This is a genomic window from Lyngbya sp. PCC 8106 (assembly GCF_000169095.1).
In the GTDB taxonomy this organism is placed as follows: Bacteria; Cyanobacteriota; Cyanobacteriia; order Cyanobacteriales; family Microcoleaceae; genus Capilliphycus.
The window spans coordinates 146,845-167,514 of sequence record NZ_AAVU01000006.1 but is presented as its reverse complement, the minus strand read 5'-3'; the positions used below and the strand labels follow the sequence as shown (position 1 = coordinate 167,514).

Here is a 20,670-nt window from a genome sequence, read left to right as displayed (position 1 = left end):
ATCTCCGAAAATAGTCCATAAGACTGAATTGTATCAAAATTTCCTCAACTTAACAATTAAAATTCAGCATAAAGAGGGTTGAAGAAGAAAGTCAAAATTAGATAATATCATAAAATAAACATAATATTAAGTTATTTCGCTATAGAACTCATATTCTAACTAAAATAGATCAGATAGATTAGAATTTAATTCAGATTGGCGAGTAACTCAATTATGCAGACCTCGAAAAGTTTAGATAATAATTGAAAAGGAATCAAATTCAAACATGAATTCTTATGAAGGTTTAACGCTTGGGGTAGAAGAAGAATATCAAATTATCGACCCAAAAACTCGACAACTGTCTGGACGAGGCGAGAAAATTATCTCCTTTGCAGAAGAAAATTATGGGAAAGAAATCGTTCAGCCAGAAATGCACAAATCTCAAATCGAAATTGCCACTTCTGTTTGTAAAAGTTTAGCTGAAGTTCGCAGCGAACTTAGTGAGGCGCGTCGGATTGTAATTGAAGCCGCCCAACGAGATAATAAAGCGATTGCTGCGGCTGCTACTCATCCTTTTTCTCACTGGAAACAGCAAGAAACCACGGCAAATTTTCGCTATCAGAAGTTAGAACAAGAGTATCAGCAAATTCTGCGAGAGTTAGTCACTTTTGGCTGCCATGTTCATGTAGGAATAGAGGATAAAGAAGTCGCAATTGCTGTGATTAATCGTGCGAGAATGTGGCTATCAGTATTGTTAGCCTTGTCTGCAAATTCACCCTTTTGGTTAGGTAAAAAAACAGGTTATATCAGCTATCGTACTGAACTTTGGAGTCCTTTTCCGCTATTTGGATCGCCTCCTGTTTTTGAAGATTATAAAGCTTATCAAAACTTTGTTGAGCAATTAATTAAAATGGAGGTTATTCAAGATACAACAACGATTTATTGGAATATTCGCATTTCCGAACATTATCCCACGATAGAATTTCGGGTGAGTGATATTTGTTTAACAGTTGATGAAGCGGTGATGATAGCCGGATTAGTTCGCGGATTAGTTCAAACTTGTTTAATTGAAATTGAGAATGATTTTCCTCTGATTTTTGTACATCCAGAACTGCTAAAAACGGCTGATTGGTATGCGGCGCGATATGGCTTACAAGGTAAATTAATCGATGTCATGCAACAACGTTCAAAGCCAGCAAAAGATTTAGTAAAGCAGTTTCTAAATTATGTCCGTCCCGCCTTAGAAAGTTTAGGAGACTGGGAAGAAGTTTCATCGTTGGTTGATAAAGTTCTCAAACATGGAAACGCTGCCCAACGTCAACTTGAAATTTATCAGCGTCAAGGTAATATTGTTGAGGTTGTTGATTATTTAGTAGAACAAACTCGCTTGGGTGTGGTGTAATCGTTGACTGACTGACCTGTAAATCAGATGTGTTCATAAAATAACATGATCTTGGGTATTTTTGTGAATTCAGAAGTAAAATTTTCAAAAATCGTTAATTTCTCTCCTTAACACTTTCAAATTCTATCCATAGATAGAGGGGAGAATTGACAATATTCAATCATCATATAGTATAAGAATTAATCATTCTAAATAGCTGCTTAATACTCGTCAACTGTGTATTAAGCCGAGATTTTTATGTCGATATTTTCAAGAGGATTTTATGAAAACTTCAGAAGTTACAGTCGCTCAAATTAATGACCTACGAATTGGTCAAATGAAGCAACTTTCTGTAAACAACTCTGATATCTTACTTGCTCGTCTGAGCGAACAAAAATTTTATGCTACTGCTCCCCATTGTACTCACTTTGGCGCCCCTTTAGAGAAAGGGGTTTTAGTCGGAGAACGAATTGCTTGTCCTTGGCATCATGCCTGTTTTAATATAACTACAGGCGACCAAGAAGAACCCCCTGGATTAGATGCTTTACCCAGTTTTCCGGTACGAATAGACGGGCAAAATATAATTGTTCAGCTACCTGAAACAATTCCCGAACAACGCACACCCAATATGACCAAACATAACCCCAGTGCCGATAGTCGGGTGTTTGCAATTATTGGGACAGGGCCGGCTGGAACCTTCGCCGCAGAAACCCTCAGACAACAAGGATTTCAAGGACAAATTTTTCTGATTACCCGTGAAGAACGTTTGCCTTATGACCGCACAAAATTAAGTAAAAAATATTTGCAAGGTAAGGCGGATGAAGAAGCATTACCCCAACGTTCTTGTGAATTTTATCAAGAAAATGACATCGAACTTCGGTGTGGAAAAGCGGTGACAAAAGTTGATGCTGACTTAAAAACCATTACCTTTGAAGACAATTCGGTAATGAGTTATAACAGCTTATTAGTGGCAACAGGCGGACGACCCAAACGTTTAAATGTACCAGGAATTGATTTAGATAATATCTTCACGTTACGTCAACCGACTGATGTTAATCAGATATTAGAAACGGCTGAACCTAAGCAACGAGTTGTGGTTGTCGGTTCAAGTTTTATTGGCATGGAAACCGCAGCAAGTTTAACTCAGCAAGGACTTTCTGTAACGGTTATTTCTCCCGATTCTGTCCCCTTTGAAAAAATTTTAGGTCAAAAAGTCGGGGAAATGTTTCAAGACTTACATGAGAGTAACGGCGTTTCTTTTTGCTTTGGAACTAAAGTCACTGAATTCAAAGGAAATGGTCAAGTTAAAGCGGCAATTTTAGAAAATGGCGAGGAAATTTCGGCTGATTTAGTTGTAATTGGAATTGGTGTTGAACCTGTAACGAACTTCCTTTCTGGTGTCAAGATTGAGGAGAAAGATAATAGCGTTATTGTCAATGAATATTTGCAAGCCGGAGAAGATTTATATGCAGCCGGAGATATTGCCCGTTTTCCCTACGCCCCAATTGACCAATTAACCCGCATTGAACATTGGCGTTTGGCTGCCCAACATGGACGAATTGCTGCCCATAATATGGTAGGAAATCAGGTTAAATTTACCGGAATACCTTTCTTTTGGAGTGGGCAATTTAATGTTAAACTGCGTTATGCGGGACACGCAGAAGATTGGGATGAAATTCTGTTTGATGGAGATGTTAATTCCCAAGAATTTTTAGCATTCTACATCAAAAATAATCAAGTTTTAGCCGTTACTGGATGTGGACGCGATCAAGAAATTACCGCCATTACTGAATTGATGCGCCTGCAACAAATGCCCGATGTCGATCAGATTCAGAATCAATCGATTAATTGGGTTGAATACATTCATAATTCCTAGCATTTTTCTGCTGATCAAAGCTACAAACTTATCAAAAATATCTACCTCAAACATGACTCTAAAACAGCACTACGACCTCATTATTATTGGGGCGGGTGCAGGTGGAGGAACTCTCGCCTATGCCCTCGCTTCAACCGGAAAAAACATCTTACTTCTTGAACGAGGCGGTTATCTTCCGCGAGAAAAATCTAATTGGAATCCTGATGAAATTTTTCTCAATCAACGCTATCAAACCCCGGAAAAATGGTTGGATAGTAACAATCAATCTTTTAGTCCTGAAGCCTTCTATTTTGTAGGTGGAAATACGAAAGTTTATGGGGCGGCTTTACAACGAATGCGGGCTAAAGATTTTGGCGAACTTCATCATTTTGATGGCATTTCTCCCGCTTGGCCGTTGGGTTATGATACCTTTGAACCCTACTATACTCGCGCCGAAAGTTTGTTTAAATTGCATGGACTTCGAGGGGAAGATCCCACCGAACCTCCGGCAACAAATGAGTATCCTTTTCCCCCATTTGAACATGAACCTCGCATCCAAGAAGTCGCCGATCAATTACAGAATTTAGGTTTAAATCCCTATCATCTTACGTTAGCTTTAAATCGGGATGAAAAACACCCCGAAAATCGTCCTTGTATTCGCTGTAATACTTGCGATCCTTATCCCTGTTTAGTTGATGCTAAATGTGATGCCCAAGTGACTTGTATCGATCCGGCATTAAAACAGGATAATGTCACCTTATTAATGAATGCTAAAGTCACCCGTTTGATTACCAATAATGAAGGTAAAATCATTCAAGCGGTAGAAGCAGAAATAGATGGAGAAACGCAACAATTTAGTAGTGATTTGGTCGTGTTATCTTGTGGGGCTATTAATTCGGCAACGTTGTTATTAAAGTCTACCAATAGCCATCATCCCAACGGGTTAGCTAACTCCTCTGGGTTAGTTGGACGCAATTTAATGTTACACAATCATTCGGCATTAATTGCGGCTTCTCATCAACCCAATGAGACGGTTTTTCAAAAGACATTGGGAATTAATGACTTTTACTTTAAAGGCCCAAAACAAGATTATCCTCTTGGACAAATTCAACTCACGGGGAAAACAGTTTGGCAACGTTTAAAACACATGGCGGAAGGAGAAATCCCCCAGGTGGTATTAGAATATATTGCCCAACATTCAGTAGACTGGTGGATCACAACGGAAGATTTACCGCAACCGGAAAATCACGTTACTCTCAATTCCCAAGGGCAAATTGTGGTGAATTACACCCCCAATAATCTCAAACCTCACCAGGAATTAATTTCCACGTTAGAACAATATCTAAAACAGTTAGGTTTTTATCTGTTTTGGACGAAACAAATGCCCGTGAAAGTGGTTTGGCATCAAGCCGGAACCTGTAAGTTTGGAAATGACCCTAAAGACAGCGTTCTTAACCTCAATTGTCAAAGCCATGATGTTAACAATTTGTATGTGGTTGATAGCAGTTTTTTCCCGGCTTTAGGGGCAGTAAATCCAACGTTAACAATTGTTGCCAATGCGTTAAGGGTTGCCGATCACCTCAAAAATAAATGGGGTTAAACTCTCAACTTTTAAAATGTAATTTATTTGGAGAAATTGACCATGAAAACTCAAGAACGTCGTCCTACACCCGAACAAATTCCTGGACAAAAGCAAGACTATCCCGCATCTCAAGAACAGATGACACCCAAGCCGGATAGTGATTTATCTAACTACAAACCTGCGGATAAATTGTTGAATAAAGTCGCATTTATTACGGGTGGAGACTCCGGTATTGGTCGGGCTGTCGCCATTGCCTATGCGATGGAAGGGGCAAATGTTGCCATCTTTTTTGACCAAAGTACCGAAGATGCGGAAGTCACGAAAAAAGCCGTAGAATCTAAACAAAAAGAATGTTTAGTCATTCAAGGAGATGTGCGGGATTTTGACACCTGTAAACGGGCAATTGAACAAACCGTTGAACATTTTGGTCATCTGGATATTTTAGTCAATAATGCCGCTTATCAGATGGCACAGAAGCAGTTTGAAGATATCAGCTTAGAACAATTTCGTCGGACAATGGAAACTAACGTGTTTGGCTATTTCTACATGGTAAAAGCTGCACTTCCTCATTTAAAAGAAGGCGATTCTATTATTAATACAGGAAGTATCGTCGGCAAAATGGGGAAAGGAATGTTAGTAGACTATGCCACCAGTAAAGGGGCGGTTCATGCGTTTACCAAGTCTTTAGCCCAAAGTTTAGGTGAACGCAAAATTCGGGTTAATTCTGTGGTTCCTGGCCCGGTTTGGACTCCGAATATTCCCGCAACAATGCCTGTAGAAAAGGTAGATAACTATGATACCGATGGCATTCTACAACGGGCTGGACAACCGGAAGAATTAGCCCCTGCCTATGTGTTTTTAGCAGCAGCCGATAGTAGCTTTGTTACAGGTGCATTATATGATGTCACGGGCGGTCAACTGGCTGCATAACATCCCAGAAATCACCTCAAATCGTTTACTTACAATAGATCTAAAGAAGGAGTCTTTCTTTCTTTAGATTTTTTTATCTTAAACAATAAAATTTGCTTTTTTATACTCTCAATCATTTCAGTTTTTTTTGGGTCAGTTGATTGAAACTCGCTTTTCTGTTCATGATGATCTACAAAATTAGCCACACCAATGCTAAACTAATCTATCTTGTTATCCTAAACATCGGATAGTACACTAAAAAAAATATAATATAGAGCGATGAAAAATAGGAACAGAATCAACTCAAAAAAGTATCGTCAGCTTTCTTCCCATCATATTTTGAGAATGCTGAAACGAAGTCTGAGGGGTTGGAATGGGCTGTTGTTACTCCTAATTCCGATTGTACCGACGGTGGCGATCGCAGTAGAAGAAGCAGAAACCAACCCATCTGGATTTATCGCCGGACTAGATGCGGTATTTTCCCAGATTGTTAACTTTTTATCCCAAATCTTCTTCTTTGAGATTTTCGGTCTTCCCTTCATTGTATTGTGGCTAATTGGAGGGGCAATTTTCTTTACACTGCGAATGGGTTTTATCAATATTCGGGGGTTTAAACACGCCCTTGATGTCGTCACAGGTAAGTATGACAATCCCGACGATGAAGGTGATGTTTCCCATTTTCAAGCCCTCGCTACAGCCCTCTCTGGAACCGTTGGACTGGGAAATATTGCCGGAGTCGCCATTGCAGTACAACTCGGTGGCCCCGGGGCGATTTTGTGGATGACGCTGGGCGGCTTTTTTGGGATGTCGAGTAAATTTGTTGAATGTAGTCTCGCCCAAATGTATCGCCGCATTCAACCCGATGGCACCGTTGCCGGGGGGCCGATGTATTATCTTTCTAAAGGCTTGGGTGAACGGGGTTTACGCCCTCTCGGACAGGGACTGGCGATTTTATTTGCCTCGCTGTGTGTTTTAGCAAGTATGGGCGGCGGTAATATGTTTCAAGCTAACCAAGCTTATGCCGCTTTAGCCGGGATTATTCCGGGTTTACCCAATTGGGTTTTTGGATTAGTTGTGGCGGTGTTAGTTGGAATTGTGATTATTGGTGGAATTAGTCGAATTGCATCTGTTACGGCGAGATTAGTTCCAGCAATGGCGGTGATTTATGTGTTGGCTTGTTTGTGGATTTTACTCAACAATTTCACAGAAATTCCCGGTGCATTTGGTACGATTATTACCCAAGCTTTTTCTCCCGAAGCTGTTGGAGGGGGTTTTGTGGGAACTTTAGTTCAAGGGGTACGACGGAGTGCTTTTTCTAACGAAGCGGGGATTGGTTCGGCTGCAATTGCCCATTCTGCCGCCCGTACAGATGAACCGTTACGGGAAGGAATTGTGGCTTTACTGGAACCGTTTATCGATACCATTGTTATCTGTAATTTAACGGGTTTAACGATTGTTATTACCGGGGTTTATCAAGATACCAGCGCCGCCGAAGCCAATGGCGTTGAACTGACGGCTGCTGCCTTTAGTTCGGTGATTGGTTGGTTTCCGATTATTTTAGCGATCGCAGTGGTTTTATTTGCTTTTTCCACCATGATTTCCTGGAGTTATTATGGTGAAAGATCTTGGAGTTATATGTTTGGTGAAGAAAGCGCCATCATTTATAAAGGCATTTTTGTCGTCTGTGTATTCATCGGTTCAGTGGTGAATTTAGGTGCTGTGTTGGATTTTAGCGATATGATGTTACTCGCTATGGCATTTCCCAACTTACTCGGTTGCTATATTTTGTCTGGAAAAGTCGCGTCTGCACTCAGCGAGTATATGAACCGTCTCAACTCTGGACAAATGCCGATTTATTCTCGTGAGACATCTGGCTAATCCTCTTTTTAACCTCTTTCTACAGCATTTGATTTATTCCTAAAGTTAGAGATTTGATCTAACGTTTATGGAAGTTCCCTCAAACGATAGATGAAAAACCTTCTGCTTTTTTGTTCTAATAAACTTAGAAATTAAATCAGGAGGTTTTTTTATGCCTACGCTCAATATTGGTTTAACAGATGAGCAACGTCAAGGCGTTATAGAGTTATTAAATGTTAACTTAGCAGATATGTATCTGTTGTTAATTAAAACCAAAAAATATCATTGGGATGTGATCGGGCCTCAATTCCGCACTCTGCATGAACTGTGGGAAGAACACTATGAAGCCTTAACGATAAATATTGACTCCACAGCCGAACGCATCCGCGCTTTAGGCGGTTATCCGATTGGGACTGCAAAAGGGTTTCTAGAGAAAGCAACCCTCCGAGAACACGCCGGAGATTTGCCGAATGCGAACGAAATGGTTCAACGGTTAGTGACCGATCACGAACAAATTATTCGCAATTTACGTGAAAATATTGATCACTGTTCTGAAAAATTCCATGACGAAGGAACGGCTGATTTCTTAACGGGATTGATGGAACAACACGAAGAAATGGCGTGGATGTTACGTTCTTTTATTGAAGGCGAACAGTTAAAACCCAGTGGTAAGATTCCCGACGATCGCGTTAAAGCGGGTATGAAGTAAGAATAATGAAAGCAGAACAGGCTGCTTGGGAAACGATTCATCAACGATACGATGAAGATGAAAATGGAGTTTTGTCTAAACAGAAAGTGACAGCATAACTCCTGGAAGTATCACAATGATTGGGTTGGAGTTCGGACGGTTCGAGCCTAGCTCCAGCCTTTTAAAAATAGTTTTGTTTAGGTTCAATTTGATGTTTAACTTTAGAGTCGTATGGTTCCATTAAAAGACGAAAATCCGATTCATATTACCCCCGTAGTTACCTATATTCTTATTGGTCTTAATTTTCTGATCTTTTTGATCGAGTTAATGTTATCTCCCGATCAACTGAATAGTTTTTTTCATCTATTTGCCGTTGTTCCCCAAGAGTTAACCGCCAGTTTTAACGGGATTTCGGTTAATCAACCTGTTCCTGAGTTTTTGACTCTGTTTACCTCTCAGTTTCTTCATGCTAGCTTTATTCATGTTGGCTTTAATATGTTATTTCTGTGGATTTTTGGGAATAACATCGAAGAAGAACTCGGACAGGTTAAATTTATCGTTTTCTACTTATCTTGTGGGGTTTTAGCCGCTCTGTCTCAATATTTATTAGCAACCGGATCGGCTATTCCTTCTTTGGGAGCGAGTGGTGCGATCGCCGGAGTAATGGGGGCTTATATTCTGAAGTTTCCCAACGTGAGAATTTTAACTGTAATTCCTATCGGTATCTTTCCTTATATTGTTAGAGTTCCGGCATTTCTTTTCTTAGGATTTTGGTTTGTTCAACAAGCCTTTAGCGGAATTTCGATGTTAGAAGTTCAAACCGCAGTCGGGATGGATAGTGGCGGAGTTGCATATTGGGCGCACGCAGGCGGCTTTGTCTTCGGTGCATTATTAGTTCAAATTTTGGGTTTATTTTCTCGCACCTCTGAGAGCGAAAATTCAGTTTTAGACTGGTAGTTGGACTGAGATTTTAACAATTTGAACTCAAAAAAAACAGAGGGGAATTTAGGTGAGTCATTCACATCTTTTCCCCTCTCTTTAAGTTTTTTGAATGAAACTCAACTCATTAGAAACGGAATTGAGTCCGGAATGTGGTGACAACAACCGTGTCATTCTCATCCGTATGTTCAGGGTCAGTGATAATATAAACACCAGGGACTAAAGCCACATAGTCATTGACCTGATAGCGATAGAAAGCTTCAATGTGAATTCCTGTTTTTTCTTCTTCCAAACGCTCCAGAGTGTGATAAACCACTTTCGGCTGCATACCGACAATCACACCCCCTAAGCTTCCTTCTCGGAATAAGTCAGGAAACGCTAATGTTACCGCGAAGTTCAGGATAGTCGCATCCAGGTCATCCCCTCGGCCAGTCGGCTTGTCATCAGCCCACGCGACACCGAGCCAACCACCTAACTCAAACTGATCGGCGATTCTCCAGTTCGTCTGGAAGCCTAAGTTATCGCTGGTTGTGGGGTTGTCTCCAAACGGACGGTTAGCGAGGAAACTACCTGTTCCGCCACTGACACTCACATCACCTTCTCGGAAATAGCGACGGTTATAATCAAGAGCGACGACCAAATTATCCAAAGGTTCGTAGATAAATTGCACGAAGGCGGAGTGACCCCCATCAAACAAACCTCGACCTTCAGTCGGATCAGGTGCATCATCTTGGTTGGCGAGGTAGCCGAAGTTTATCCGCATTCTCTCATTAAGCTGATACTTCATACCCAAACCCGTTCCCTCATTTCCTCGGAATGTTGTGGGGTTATAGCGTCCAAACCGGGAAGCCGCACCAGCACCCGTACTTTGGAAGGGGCTAAGAGGATCTTGAAGGTCATCCAAGTCTAAACTCTTGGCACCGAAGTAAACTTGACCTTTACCGTTGAAAACTGGGAAGCGATAGTAGAGGTCATCGAGGGTGAAGTCTCCATCTCCGCCATCAGTACCGAGACGAGTCATCAAAGTATTGGTCAAGCCTTCACGACTCAAGTTGGGAACGTCTTTGGCTTCGACACGAGTTCGCAGTAAATCTTCCCCGGTAAAGCTGGTATCGAAGTTTAAACGCGCCCGATAACCGAAGTAGCTTTGTGTCGGGTCATCACTGTCCTCAACGTTCGGCCCTCCGACAGTCGTATATTCAGCCCGATCTCCAAAAGTATCACCAATAAAGAAGATCACTTCCCCTCTTAACTTGGTGGTTGTGGAGAATTGATTGGCTTCGAGTTCAGCCGTGCGTGCTTCCAACGCTAATACCCGACCGCGTAAAGCAGCCAATTCTGCCGCAAATTCTTCTTGTAAGCGTTGCAGAACGGCTAAATCTTCCCGAGTCACCAAGTTCGCCGTAGAAGCGGCAATCAGTTCATTCACCCGTTCCAAACAAGCGTTTAAACCTGCGGCAAATTCGTAACGAGTCATCGCCCGGTTTCCCTTGTAGGTACCATCGGGATAACCTGCAATACAACCGTAACGCTCAACCAGGGATTGCAGGGCTTGGAACGCCCAGTCAGTCGGCTGTACGTCTGAAAGCTGAGAGACTGACGTGACTTGATCCATCACATCTGTTTCTGCGGTGTAGAGTTCCATTTGTTCGAGGTCAGAAATTCCCACCTCAGAATTCTCGACAGGAGCTGCGGTTTCAACTTGAGCCAGTTGCAACTCAGACGTTTCAGACACTGAAAGCGCATCTGAAGTAGCGGTCTGAGCTGGAGCCTCGCCATTATTTGTCATTACTGGGGCAACAGGTGCAATTTCATTCTTAGCTCCATCTGTGAGATCGACTAAGGATGAAACCTCAAAATCTGAATTCCCCTGAGTTAAAGTTAATAATTCTGAATGCTCTGCTTGCTGCCACTCAACTGAATGAATCGCTCCAGTTGCTAAGTCAGGGGTTGAATCTAACCTGACAGATGAAGTTTCAGTGGCTAGGGCGGCATTAGTTAAGGCAAGAGCAGCGCCCAGAATACCTGGACTCTGCTTAAGAGTGTTCCATAGAATTTTGTTCATGATCTCCAATCTCACACCGACTTAAAATACCAAAAGCAAGGGAGTCCCCAGCTCAGTTGAACCAATAGTACCACAATCTTAACAGGAGTTTTCTGACAGTCAAGCAGGGCTGAAAGAAGGTGTTACTTCTGTATGTTGAATCCCATCAGTTCAACTTTCGTCTAAGTTCCCTCATTGATCCTACACAATTTGTTTGGAATTGAGGTGACGAATTGCAATTACTCCCGGTAAAGGTGGACTATTGGGAGTTTTTAGCGGCCAGTTGGAACCAATTGGGACTCGTCGAGTTTGAATAAATTCCTCGCCTTCTGTGGTTCGCAAGGCAAACTGACGCTCTTGTGTCGCCATCTTTTGACGAATTCCATTGGCTTCTCCGGGGTGTTGAGCTGATAGAAATAAGGTCTGTTGATCCGGACTAAAAAAAGGCCCGGTCATTTCACATTCCATCGGCCCCATTGCAAATAAATAGGCATTCCCCGCATTTTCTCCCGAAGTCGGCAAAAACCAAACTGAATTATTGCCATAAACCCCTAACAAATTGGACTGGCTCAAAGGCTGACCTTTTTCATCGACTCGACCGGAGGGTACGGGTTGATTATGTTTACTCGTAGACATATCTGTGACCATCCAAATATTGCCTTTACCATCAAAAGCCAGGTTATCGGGGTTGGCAAAACCGGAACCTCCATCTGCGACTTCGCCCCCGGTGGCAAACATCTGCCATTGAAAGGTCTTCGCATCGGGTTGATTTCCTTGTTCGCTCAACCGCATAATCCAACCATATTCATAGGGGGTTTCGACCGTTGGACCTTGAAATACTTGTTGGTCTGGCCCGCCTGTTTGGTCATCGGGAGAACCGGAGGTAAAGGCAATAAATAAAGAGCCATCTGGGGCAATGTCTGTATCTTCGGGACGGGCGGTACAAGTCGCCCCGGCTGCACTAGCGGCTAAATGAGCATCAATTAAGATGGCACCTTGGATTTCATCTGGGGTATCCCCTTCATATAGATCCGCTAATGTCTGATATTGCCGCTGAAAGGCGATCGCTTCTTCATCTTTTGCCGCAATCATCGCCCCGCCTGCGGGTCGTTTGGGTAAACAGATGATTCCCCCTACGTGAACGCTCGGTAAATCGGGATTAACTCGCGTATCGGCTTTTAAAGGAATCCAACGACCTGTCCCATCGGCGTTAAATTTCGCCGCGTACAACATTCCTTGTTCGAGTAAGCGAGAATTCTGTTGATCTTGAGGATCTTGAACGGACTCTCGACTAACATATTTATAAACGTGTCCGCCTCGGCGATCGCATCCTGAATAAAATGCTAGCGGTTTCCCGGCTTCTACCCGAATTCCCACGGCTTCGTGACGATAACGACCTAACCACGTATGCTTCGTACCGTAATCATTGGCATTGGCTGGATCAACTTCCACCATCCAGCCATATTTATTTCCCGCCAGTCCGAACACATTCCCCAACCCGCTTAAATTCCCGGAAAAGGGGTTTTCACTCGGATTCACACAGGTGCCATCTGGGTATACATCCTCTGGGACGTGGGTTTGAATATTTTCTTCGGCACTAAACACGGTTCCCCAAGGGGTTGTTCCTCCTGCACAATTGCCAAAGGTGCCGATAATGCGATCGCCAAGCCCGTCGGTGTAGCCTTTGCCTTTTTTGCGAAAGACCGCGACAGCAGGCCCGGTTGACTTCAGATAACGGCCATCAATCCAACCGGAAATTCCGGTAATCCGTCGATCTTCGGCGGAGTAGGTGCGTTCCCATTGCCCTTCCCCATTACGACGAATGGAAATTACACCCATGCCCATATCGGTTAACCCTTGTTGGGAGACTTCTCGAATGGCTTGTCGTACTGAATTATTGGCTGGCAATGCAAAGGCATTAATTCGAGGTTTTTTCTCGGCTTTGAGAGCGGCTTCAATGGTTTGAATCGGTAGGGATTTACCGATTACTTTTTCGTAGGTTTGCACCCAAGTGGCTGAACTAATATATTCAAAATTTATGGTTAAATAACCTTCATTTTGATTCGTTTCGATGAAGGATAAATAATCATTATTGTAGCCAAATCGAGAGTCTCCGACTGGATCACCCCAAGCGGCAATTAGATCATAGGTAAACCCTTCAGGTAAGACCAGATCATCAACAACTTCATAGGTTTTATAGGCTTGAATTTGTTGGTTGGACGCTGAAGCTGTACGAACGGGGATGAATTGTCCGACTTGGGTTTCTACAACGTCTGTTGCTAGGGGCATCGGCCCTTTAATGGGTTTAAAACTCAAGGGAGTTTTAGGAGATTTCAGGGAAGATTTGGGGTCAAGTGAAAGATTTTTATTTTCACAAGAATTTAAGCTTGCTGTACTCAAGCTTGCACCGAGGAATAACAGAAATTCTCGTCGTTTGAGTCTCATAAAATCTTTGAGGAGGAGGGTAGAAGCATTATTCTTTTGATTATTTTAACGATTCCCCATCGCTTTGTGCCACCTCTTTGTTCCCCTACCCAAAGCGATACCCAAATCCTCGCACCGTGACAATATATTCAGGATTACTGGGGTCGATTTCGAGTTTTTCTCGCAACCAACGAATATGAACGTCAACCGTTTTGCTATCTCCAATAAAGTCAGGCCCCCAAATCAAATCCAGTAATTGTTCACGGGACCAAACTCGACGGGGATAACTCATAAAGAGTTCTAACAAGCGGAATTGTTTTGGCGAAAGTTTTAGCTCTTGACCTCGAGCCATAACCCGGCATTCTTCTTGATACAGGATGATATCTTTGTATTGCAACATGACCGGGCCTGGAAGCTGACACAGACGCTGACGACGCATCAAAGCCCGACAGCGAGCGATAAATTCTCTCATGCCAAACGGCTTACTGAGGTAATCATCAGCCCCGGCTTCTAAGTAAAATGCACAGTTATTAGCAGTTTCTTTTGTGCCGATAATTAGAATCGGAACGGGATTCCCTTGATGCCGTAACATTCGACACAGATCAAGACCATTAACTGCGTCTAATATTAATAGGTTAAATGGAAATTCACTCATCTTAGATGAGGGGCTATGAACCGTGGGTAAAGCTTCACGCCCATCTAGGGCAAGAATCACAGTGTAGCCGTGTTCTTTCAGCGCTAAAGACAGCATATCTCGCCAGGGTTCTTCGTGTTCCAGTAACAAGATTTGACCTGAATATTTCAAGTCAGTACGATAAGAACTCTTGTCTAAATCGGGAGAAAACATAAATATTCCTACTGTTTGGATCGTGTGAACTTGTCATTGCAATCAGAAGTCACTTTGGAAAAATTAAACTTCCTGAAAAGATTAATTCCCAACAATCCATCCAACGTAGATATGCTGCCATTGACGGGTAGGCCCACATTGAGAGGTTAGGGGTAGAATTGATCGAAAATCCCCACTCACAACGGTGAGCCAAAAACTCTTTACTCGCTCATCTAAACACTTCGATGCGAGTTTTCTAAACATTATCTACTCCAAATCAGCTTGATCGGATTAATAAAGGGGATACAGTTTGAATTGTATGATTAAAAGGTTAAGATTAGGTAATCTTTTGGTAATCTTTTGGTTAAGAAATTTTCTCCGAGTTAAAGAATTTTGACCGGACTCCGGGGCTTGCTTGAGAGACATCGCTTGAATTTTAGCGGGATCATTGCCTTGACTGTTAAACTGTTCTGGTGTAGGACAAATTTCATCCCTAAATTAACAGTCCGCAGTTTAACCTCTTTAACTTCATATAATGTTATTACATCTGAGTACCTGGCCGGAGGTCGAAACCTATTTATCCCAGTCTACAGGCATTATTATCCCAATTGGTTCCACTGAGCAACATGGGCCGACTGGACTGATTGGCACCGATGCGATTTGTGCTGAAGCGATCGCCAAAGGCACCGGAGAAGCAACAAACGCCCTAGTTAGCCCGACTATCAACGTGGGAATGGCACTCCATCACATGGCTTTTCCCGGTTCGATGAGCCTCCAACCTAGCACGCTCATTAACGTGATTAAAGATTATATCACATCTTTAGCCGGACATGGCTTTAATAAATTTTTCTTCATCAACGGTCATGGGGGAAATATTGCCACACTCAAAGCTGCTTTTGCGGAAACTTACGCCCATCTTGCTGATCTCCACCTCCCCAACGCTGACCAAGTACGATGTCAGGTGGGAAATTGGTTTATGTGTCGGTCTGTGTACAAACTCGCCAAGGAACTTTACGCCGATCAAGAGGGTTCTCACGCAACTCCGAGTGAAGTGGCTGTGACTCAATATCTTTATCCTGAAGCGATCAAACAAGCGCCCTTATCTGAAGATGTAGCCAAAGGTTATCCCATTTATGGGGCGGCTGATTTTCGCCGTCATTATCCCGATGGTCGGATGGGATCGAACCCCGCTTTAGCCACTCCTGAACACGGAAAACAATTGTATGAACTCGCCGTTAAAGACCTCAGTAATAACTATCTAGAATTTTTGAACTAGACCTGAGAGAAGTTGAGATCAATTTCCCAGAATATCTACATTTGTCGGAGAGGGAACGGTAACAGGGGCGACTGTCGGTTTAGCTTCAAAAACATCTCGTAATGCTTCCTGTAAACTCGATCTCATCACAATACTGTTATTGTAAAAAACGATCACTCGGGCAAGAGTAGGGAGACTATTTTCAGTCGCTTCTAAATAAATCGGTTCGACATAAAGCAGGGATTTCTCAATCGGAATCACCAATAAGTTTCCCTGGACAACTCGGGAACCCTGACGATTCCACAGCGAAATTTGTTCGGAAATTTCTGGGGTTTGATTGATTAAGGCTTCGACTTGTTCGGGGCCAAAAATAAATTCTTGTTTGGGAAAGCGATACAATAATAATTTACCATATTGTTGGGTATCCGAACGAGCTGCCATCCAAGCGACTAAATTAATTCGACTGGCGGGTGTAAAGGGTTGTAGTAATATAAATTCTTCGCTGCTTTCTTCAGGAAGCCGCATAATTAAATAGTAAGGTTCTATGGACTTGGGTTCATTCGCATAAATTTCTTTCGGGATTCGCCATTGGTCTTCTCTGTTATAAAATATTCGCACATCATCCATATGATAGGTGAGTAATTGTTCAGATTGAACCTTGAATAAATCAACGGGATAGCGAATATGTACATACAAGGTTCCGGGCATTTCCTGAATGGGTTGGAATAACTCAGGAAAAATCCTTCGCCAAGTGGTTAAAATTGGATCTTCAGGATCGTTGAAATAGTAAAACCGAACCGTACCATTATAAGCATCAACAACGACTTTAACGGAGTTGCGAATATAGTTAAATTTCTCATTTCCCGGATCAGAATAGGGATAACGAGTGCTAGTTGTATAGGCATCAATGATCCAATATAAATAGTTTGGAGGGGTGGATGCTTGATTATCAGGCCAGTTTAAATTTGCATCAGCAACGACTAAATACGGATCGCTATCGTAGCGTAAAAAAGGCGCGATCATTTTTACTCGTTCTTTGATATTTCGACGAAAAAGTAACTTTGTATCGGGTAAGAAATTTCGCGCAAACATCATTTGCCAGTTCTTTAAATGTTTAGCAAATAGTAACCGTCGCCATCCCCGACCAATTAAAATTCCGCCCTGACCATCATAAGTATTATAAGTGTTTTCACTCCCTAAAGGATAATCTAACTCTTGAATTTGAGTCGATGTCATAATATTAGTATTGGTCAGTTCACCGTAGTAAATACGGGGTTCTCCGATGGGAATACTATACTGAACTCGTTGATCAACTTCTAAGGTACTTTCAGGATCGAGTTTGGGATCGGCACCAATATCTCTGACAAAATAATTCGGTAGTCCTCCATCGCCAACGGTATTTACGGGGGAGAGTGTAAACCCATAACCATGAGTATAAACTAAATGTTTATTCACCCAAGTTTGGGCTTCACTGGGGACTGAATTATAGTTTAATTCTCGGGCTGCAATTAAAACTTGTTGCTTTTCGGTGCGATCTCTTGGGGTTTGTTCTGCGGGGGGTTTGAGTAATGTATAACGATCAATATTAGCATCGGGAAATTCGTAGTATAAACGGATTTGTTGTAACTGGCGGTTTGTTTGGAGGAGAGGACGTTCATCCCAAAGTCGAATGTTTTTGATGGTGAGATCGTTTTTTTGAATATCAGAGTAAGTTAATTCTCCTTCTGGATTAAAGATTTCTGAGGTAATTGTGTCGAGATTAAAGGCTTGGCGAGTGTAACCAATACTGCGTTCAATAAAGGGGGCTTCTCGTTCGATTTCATTCGGTTGTACGACGAAGCGTTGTACGGTTTCTGGGAGTACCCAACCGGCAAGAAAGGAGATGGTTAGATACCATCCTAAAATCGCTCGCAGGGAATAACTATCGGCGAATAATCGTGCTTTTGAGTTGTTTTTCTTTCGGTAAATACGCTGTCTAAATGGTTTTAAAATTTGATTAATATAAGGTTCTATTGCTTTGACGGAGAAAAAGGCTTGCCAAAATAGAAAAATTGCAATAATGATGGCGATAAAACAGAGCATTAAATCGGCGGGTGCCTGCACATTGACATCGGTATAACCTGCCCCAAAAATGACTCCGCGTTGAGAATAAAGGAGTTCATATCGAGACAGCCAATGCTTGAAAGCAACACTCAACATCAGCATTCCACCGAGAGCGTGTAAGTGTCGCTGTTGGGGTTGTGAAAAACCTGGAAATCGTCCTTGACTGAGACTATTTCCAGAGTGAAAATAAATCAGACTACAAGAGACTAATCCACAGAAAAATAATCCCACTATCCAGAATTCGAGTAGATGTGCAATGGGTAAGGTAAAGAGATAAAAGCTAATGTTTTGCCCAAAAATATCATCATTTTGGTTGAATAATGTCGGATTGAAATATTGTAGAACGTTTGTCCAATGACTGGATAAAACTAAGCCAAATCCTAAACTGAGAAATACTGCGATCGCAATTAAAGAAAATTCAAGTTGTAAAATTAAGACTAAAGTAATAATGACTAAAATTCCCAGCAACCACCACTGAGAAAATAACTGTCGAATCAGTTCAAATAGGGGTTTGACATCAAAGCGATCTGGGAGGAGAGGCGAAACTAAGGGTTCAGAAAAATCGGGTTTCCAATAGTCGATAAAGATTGTTCCATAATGCAAAACGATTAAAGCGAGTAACAGCGACAAACTGATCACAAAGACGAGTAACCAACCCAACTCTAATGCGGGAATTTTAGGTGCGGGTTCAGGGGAGAAAAAAGTATTTCTCTGAGTGGGTTCGGGGGTTGGTGGAGGATATTTGTAGTAGCTAGCGATAAATTGATTTCCCAGTAAAAAACTGGCGGTAATACTTAAGCCGAAAAACCACAGAATTGCCCGAGTGATTAATCGTAACCAATAAACAGATAAATATCCCAATTCCTGAAACCAAAACCCTTCTGCCACAATATGAGTGACTAAATCAACAAAAAGCCACAACCCAAAAAGGAGGATAATTGCTTGGAAAAATCGGGATTTGATCACCATTTGAATTCAAAGGTAGAATGCTAAAGTTGAGATGTTTTGCGAAGCCACCAGAGTTCTCGGTGTAGGGTGTCTGGAAGCCAGAGTTAGCCTAAAGTTTATCATACGCTCTAATTTTACCGCAAAAGTTTTAAAAATGATATTAAGTTTTTTTAAACAAAGCAGATTGTGTTAGAAAATCTAGAGTTATAGATTATTCAATTGCACTTAGAATGACAATTTTAGATGATGTTTGGCTGTTAAAATAACAAATTCATAAAATACTAAAATTAAAACTGAGACACAGCCGGACAGTCTGCAATATACCACCGCCAAGGTAAATCTGTTCCTTGAGTAATCCCAATACGGGTGGTTTGTATAAACTGAATTTTACCACTATTAACTGATTGTTGAAATGTGGGTGTTCGATGTTCTAGCCATAAAGGTTGATGGGGATGCAAAGGTAAATCGGTTAATGTGCGATCAATTTTTAACACTCGACAGAGTTTTCCCGGCCCCGCAGCCAGACGAGAAAATTTATCTTTTTTTAAGGATTTATTAACATTGCGATCGCTTTTTGCCGGGAAGTTTAAATCTTGTTGAAGACAGTCAGGTATCTTAGACAATTCTAAAGCCCGAATTAAAACCGCACTCGCGATTCCATCCTCATCGGTGACGATATTTAAACAGTGGTAGATTCCGTAGATTAAATAAACATAACTCATCCCCGCCGGCCCAAACATAACAGTATTGCGAGGAGTCCGTTTGCGGTAAGCATGACAAGCCGGATCACCCGCCATATAAGCTTCTGTTTCCACAATCACGCCCCGAATTTGTTCACCATGGGGAAGTTGTCGCACCACAGTACAACCCAACAATTCTAACGCTATGGTAGGAGATGGACGAGATAGCCAAGTCGCGTCTACAATCTCATTAAAATTGGTATTCATTACAGGAGATTCCAAAATGGAAGTTAAGTTGATTTTGGCAGGATTAACGGTTTTATTTACTATTTCCTGTCTGTTCTTCGGCACCAAAAACGGTTTCTATGATAGCGATGATTATCACGGTAATGGTTGCGCCCACTAAATAGGGAGATGGGGAGGTCGGGAGGTAGGGAGATCTCTTGCCTTCCCCTGTTCCCCGTTCCCTATTCCCTAAAAAAAGTGAGAGATACTTGACATTTTTCTGAAAAAGCGTAACAATAGATACAGACAGGAAAAAGAAAACGTTCATCTCTCTGATCTGGAGAACGCTGATCTAGGTATAGTCAGGAAAATCATCGAGATAGGAGAGACGGAAGTAGGGAAATCATCATTCCCGAAGGAACGCGCCTCACTTTGTCAACCCATCGCATTAAAAAGGAGAGGCGATTAAGATGAAACTGAACTATCGTGGAATAGATTACGAATACAATCCGCCGGAAATTGCCACTTCAACTGGAGCAGTCGCCGGAAAATATCGGGGACAAGATTGGCGTTTTTGCAACCTGAAGAAACCCCCCGTTTTGCAACCGAGTCACAATCTCACCTATCGTGGGGTTAAATATGGCAATCATGATGTCTCTACGGAAAGCCCGACAGAAACTTCCCTAACCATTGCCGAGAAATCCCGAATTCTAATGTTAAAGCACGAACGCTCTGAAATGAAGCGTGAACAGTCGATGCTGAACCGTCTGGCTGATGAAGTCGGACTCAACCTCAACAATCAAGCAACCTATAGCCCTGTGTAGGAAATTGACTGTTTAATAAATCTCTGTTGTAGAAGTTAGCACCCCCATTGTGGGGTGTTTTTTTGTGGACTACCCAGAAGTTACGTTGATGTGGCACACTTATAGACTAAGCTAAATGCTGACAGTTTTCCATCGTCGCCGATTCCGGGTG

15 protein-coding genes and 1 riboswitch are annotated in these 20,670 nt (G+C 42.2%); of the genes, 10 read left to right on the top strand and 5 right to left on the bottom strand.

The window, feature by feature from the left end:
- The first annotated feature begins 265 nt into the window (after nt 1-265).
- The 7 genes from L8106_RS06365 to L8106_RS06335 all read left to right on the top strand — a co-directional run bounded on the left by L8106_RS06365 (nt 266) and on the right by L8106_RS06335 (nt 9,208).
- On the top strand, nt 266-1,381 hold the full coding sequence (locus L8106_RS06365; protein WP_009783411.1) for a carboxylate-amine ligase: 1,116 nt from the start codon (nt 266-268) through the stop codon (nt 1,379-1,381).
- A 262-nt stretch (nt 1,382-1,643) separates the two neighbouring features.
- The gene (locus tag L8106_RS06360) at nt 1,644-3,236 is read left to right on the top strand and encodes an FAD-dependent oxidoreductase (RefSeq protein WP_009783410.1); all 1,593 of its coding nucleotides are present in this window, start codon (nt 1,644-1,646) and stop codon (nt 3,234-3,236) included.
- Nucleotides 3,237-3,288: 52 nt separating this feature from the next.
- Nucleotides 3,289-4,815 carry a GMC oxidoreductase gene (locus L8106_RS06355; RefSeq protein ID WP_009783409.1) on the top strand — a complete coding sequence of 509 codons (1,527 nt, stop codon included), beginning with the start codon at nt 3,289-3,291 and terminating at the stop codon, nt 4,813-4,815.
- Nucleotides 4,816-4,857: 42 nt separating this feature from the next.
- Nucleotides 4,858-5,727, top strand: coding sequence for an SDR family oxidoreductase (locus L8106_RS06350; protein ID WP_009783408.1), 870 nt, complete (start codon nt 4,858-4,860; stop codon nt 5,725-5,727).
- 324 nt (nt 5,728-6,051) lie between these two features.
- Nucleotides 6,052-7,584 (top strand): sodium:alanine symporter family protein, encoded by a 1,533-nt coding sequence (locus tag L8106_RS06345; RefSeq protein WP_009783406.1) that lies wholly within the window; start codon nt 6,052-6,054, stop codon nt 7,582-7,584.
- 151 nt (nt 7,585-7,735) lie between these two features.
- Complete coding sequence (locus L8106_RS06340; protein ID WP_009783405.1) at nt 7,736-8,272, top strand: Dps family protein; 537 nt, start codon at nt 7,736-7,738, stop codon at nt 8,270-8,272.
- Between the two features lie 210 nt (nt 8,273-8,482).
- Entirely contained in the window at nt 8,483-9,208 is a 726-nt protein-coding gene (locus tag L8106_RS06335; protein ID WP_009783403.1) for a rhomboid family intramembrane serine protease, read from the top strand.
- 109 nt (nt 9,209-9,317) lie between these two features.
- Here the strand turns inward: L8106_RS06335 and L8106_RS06330 are convergent, their stop codons facing one another.
- The 3 genes from L8106_RS06330 to L8106_RS06320 all read right to left on the bottom strand — a co-directional run bounded on the left by L8106_RS06330 (nt 9,318) and on the right by L8106_RS06320 (nt 14,505).
- Nucleotides 9,318-11,255, bottom strand: a complete 1,938-nt coding sequence (locus tag L8106_RS06330; protein ID WP_009783402.1) for an iron uptake porin — start codon at nt 11,253-11,255, stop codon at nt 9,318-9,320.
- Between the two features lie 180 nt (nt 11,256-11,435).
- Nucleotides 11,436-13,679 (bottom strand): PhoX family phosphatase, encoded by a 2,244-nt coding sequence (locus L8106_RS06325; RefSeq protein WP_009783401.1) that lies wholly within the window; start codon nt 13,677-13,679, stop codon nt 11,436-11,438.
- 85 nt (nt 13,680-13,764) lie between these two features.
- Nucleotides 13,765-14,505 (bottom strand): winged helix-turn-helix domain-containing protein, encoded by a 741-nt coding sequence (locus tag L8106_RS06320; protein ID WP_009783400.1) that lies wholly within the window; start codon nt 14,503-14,505, stop codon nt 13,765-13,767.
- Between the two features lie 514 nt (nt 14,506-15,019).
- Here L8106_RS06320 and L8106_RS06315 point away from each other — a divergent pair.
- A complete protein-coding gene (locus tag L8106_RS06315) occupies nt 15,020-15,760 on the top strand; it encodes a creatininase family protein (protein WP_009783399.1) in 741 nt (246 codons plus the stop codon).
- Between the two features lie 18 nt (nt 15,761-15,778).
- Here the strand turns inward: L8106_RS06315 and L8106_RS06310 are convergent, their stop codons facing one another.
- Nucleotides 15,779-18,811, bottom strand: a complete 3,033-nt coding sequence (locus tag L8106_RS06310; RefSeq protein ID WP_009783398.1) for a UPF0182 family protein — start codon at nt 18,809-18,811, stop codon at nt 15,779-15,781.
- A gap of 266 nt (nt 18,812-19,077) precedes the next feature.
- Nucleotides 19,078-19,737, bottom strand: a complete 660-nt coding sequence (locus L8106_RS06305; RefSeq protein ID WP_009783397.1) for a DNA-3-methyladenine glycosylase — start codon at nt 19,735-19,737, stop codon at nt 19,078-19,080.
- 16 nt (nt 19,738-19,753) lie between these two features.
- Between L8106_RS06305 and L8106_RS34170 the strand changes: the two genes are divergently transcribed.
- Nucleotides 19,754-19,876 carry a putative tcpA gene (locus L8106_RS34170; protein WP_023065523.1) on the top strand — a complete coding sequence of 41 codons (123 nt, stop codon included), beginning with the start codon at nt 19,754-19,756 and terminating at the stop codon, nt 19,874-19,876.
- A 138-nt stretch (nt 19,877-20,014) separates the two neighbouring features.
- Nucleotides 20,015-20,122: riboswitch (Glutamine riboswitch) on the top strand.
- A 43-nt stretch (nt 20,123-20,165) separates the two neighbouring features.
- Nucleotides 20,166-20,519 carry a DUF4278 domain-containing protein gene (locus L8106_RS06295; RefSeq protein ID WP_009783396.1) on the top strand — a complete coding sequence of 118 codons (354 nt, stop codon included), beginning with the start codon at nt 20,166-20,168 and terminating at the stop codon, nt 20,517-20,519.
- The last annotated feature ends 151 nt before the right edge of the window (nt 20,520-20,670 follow it).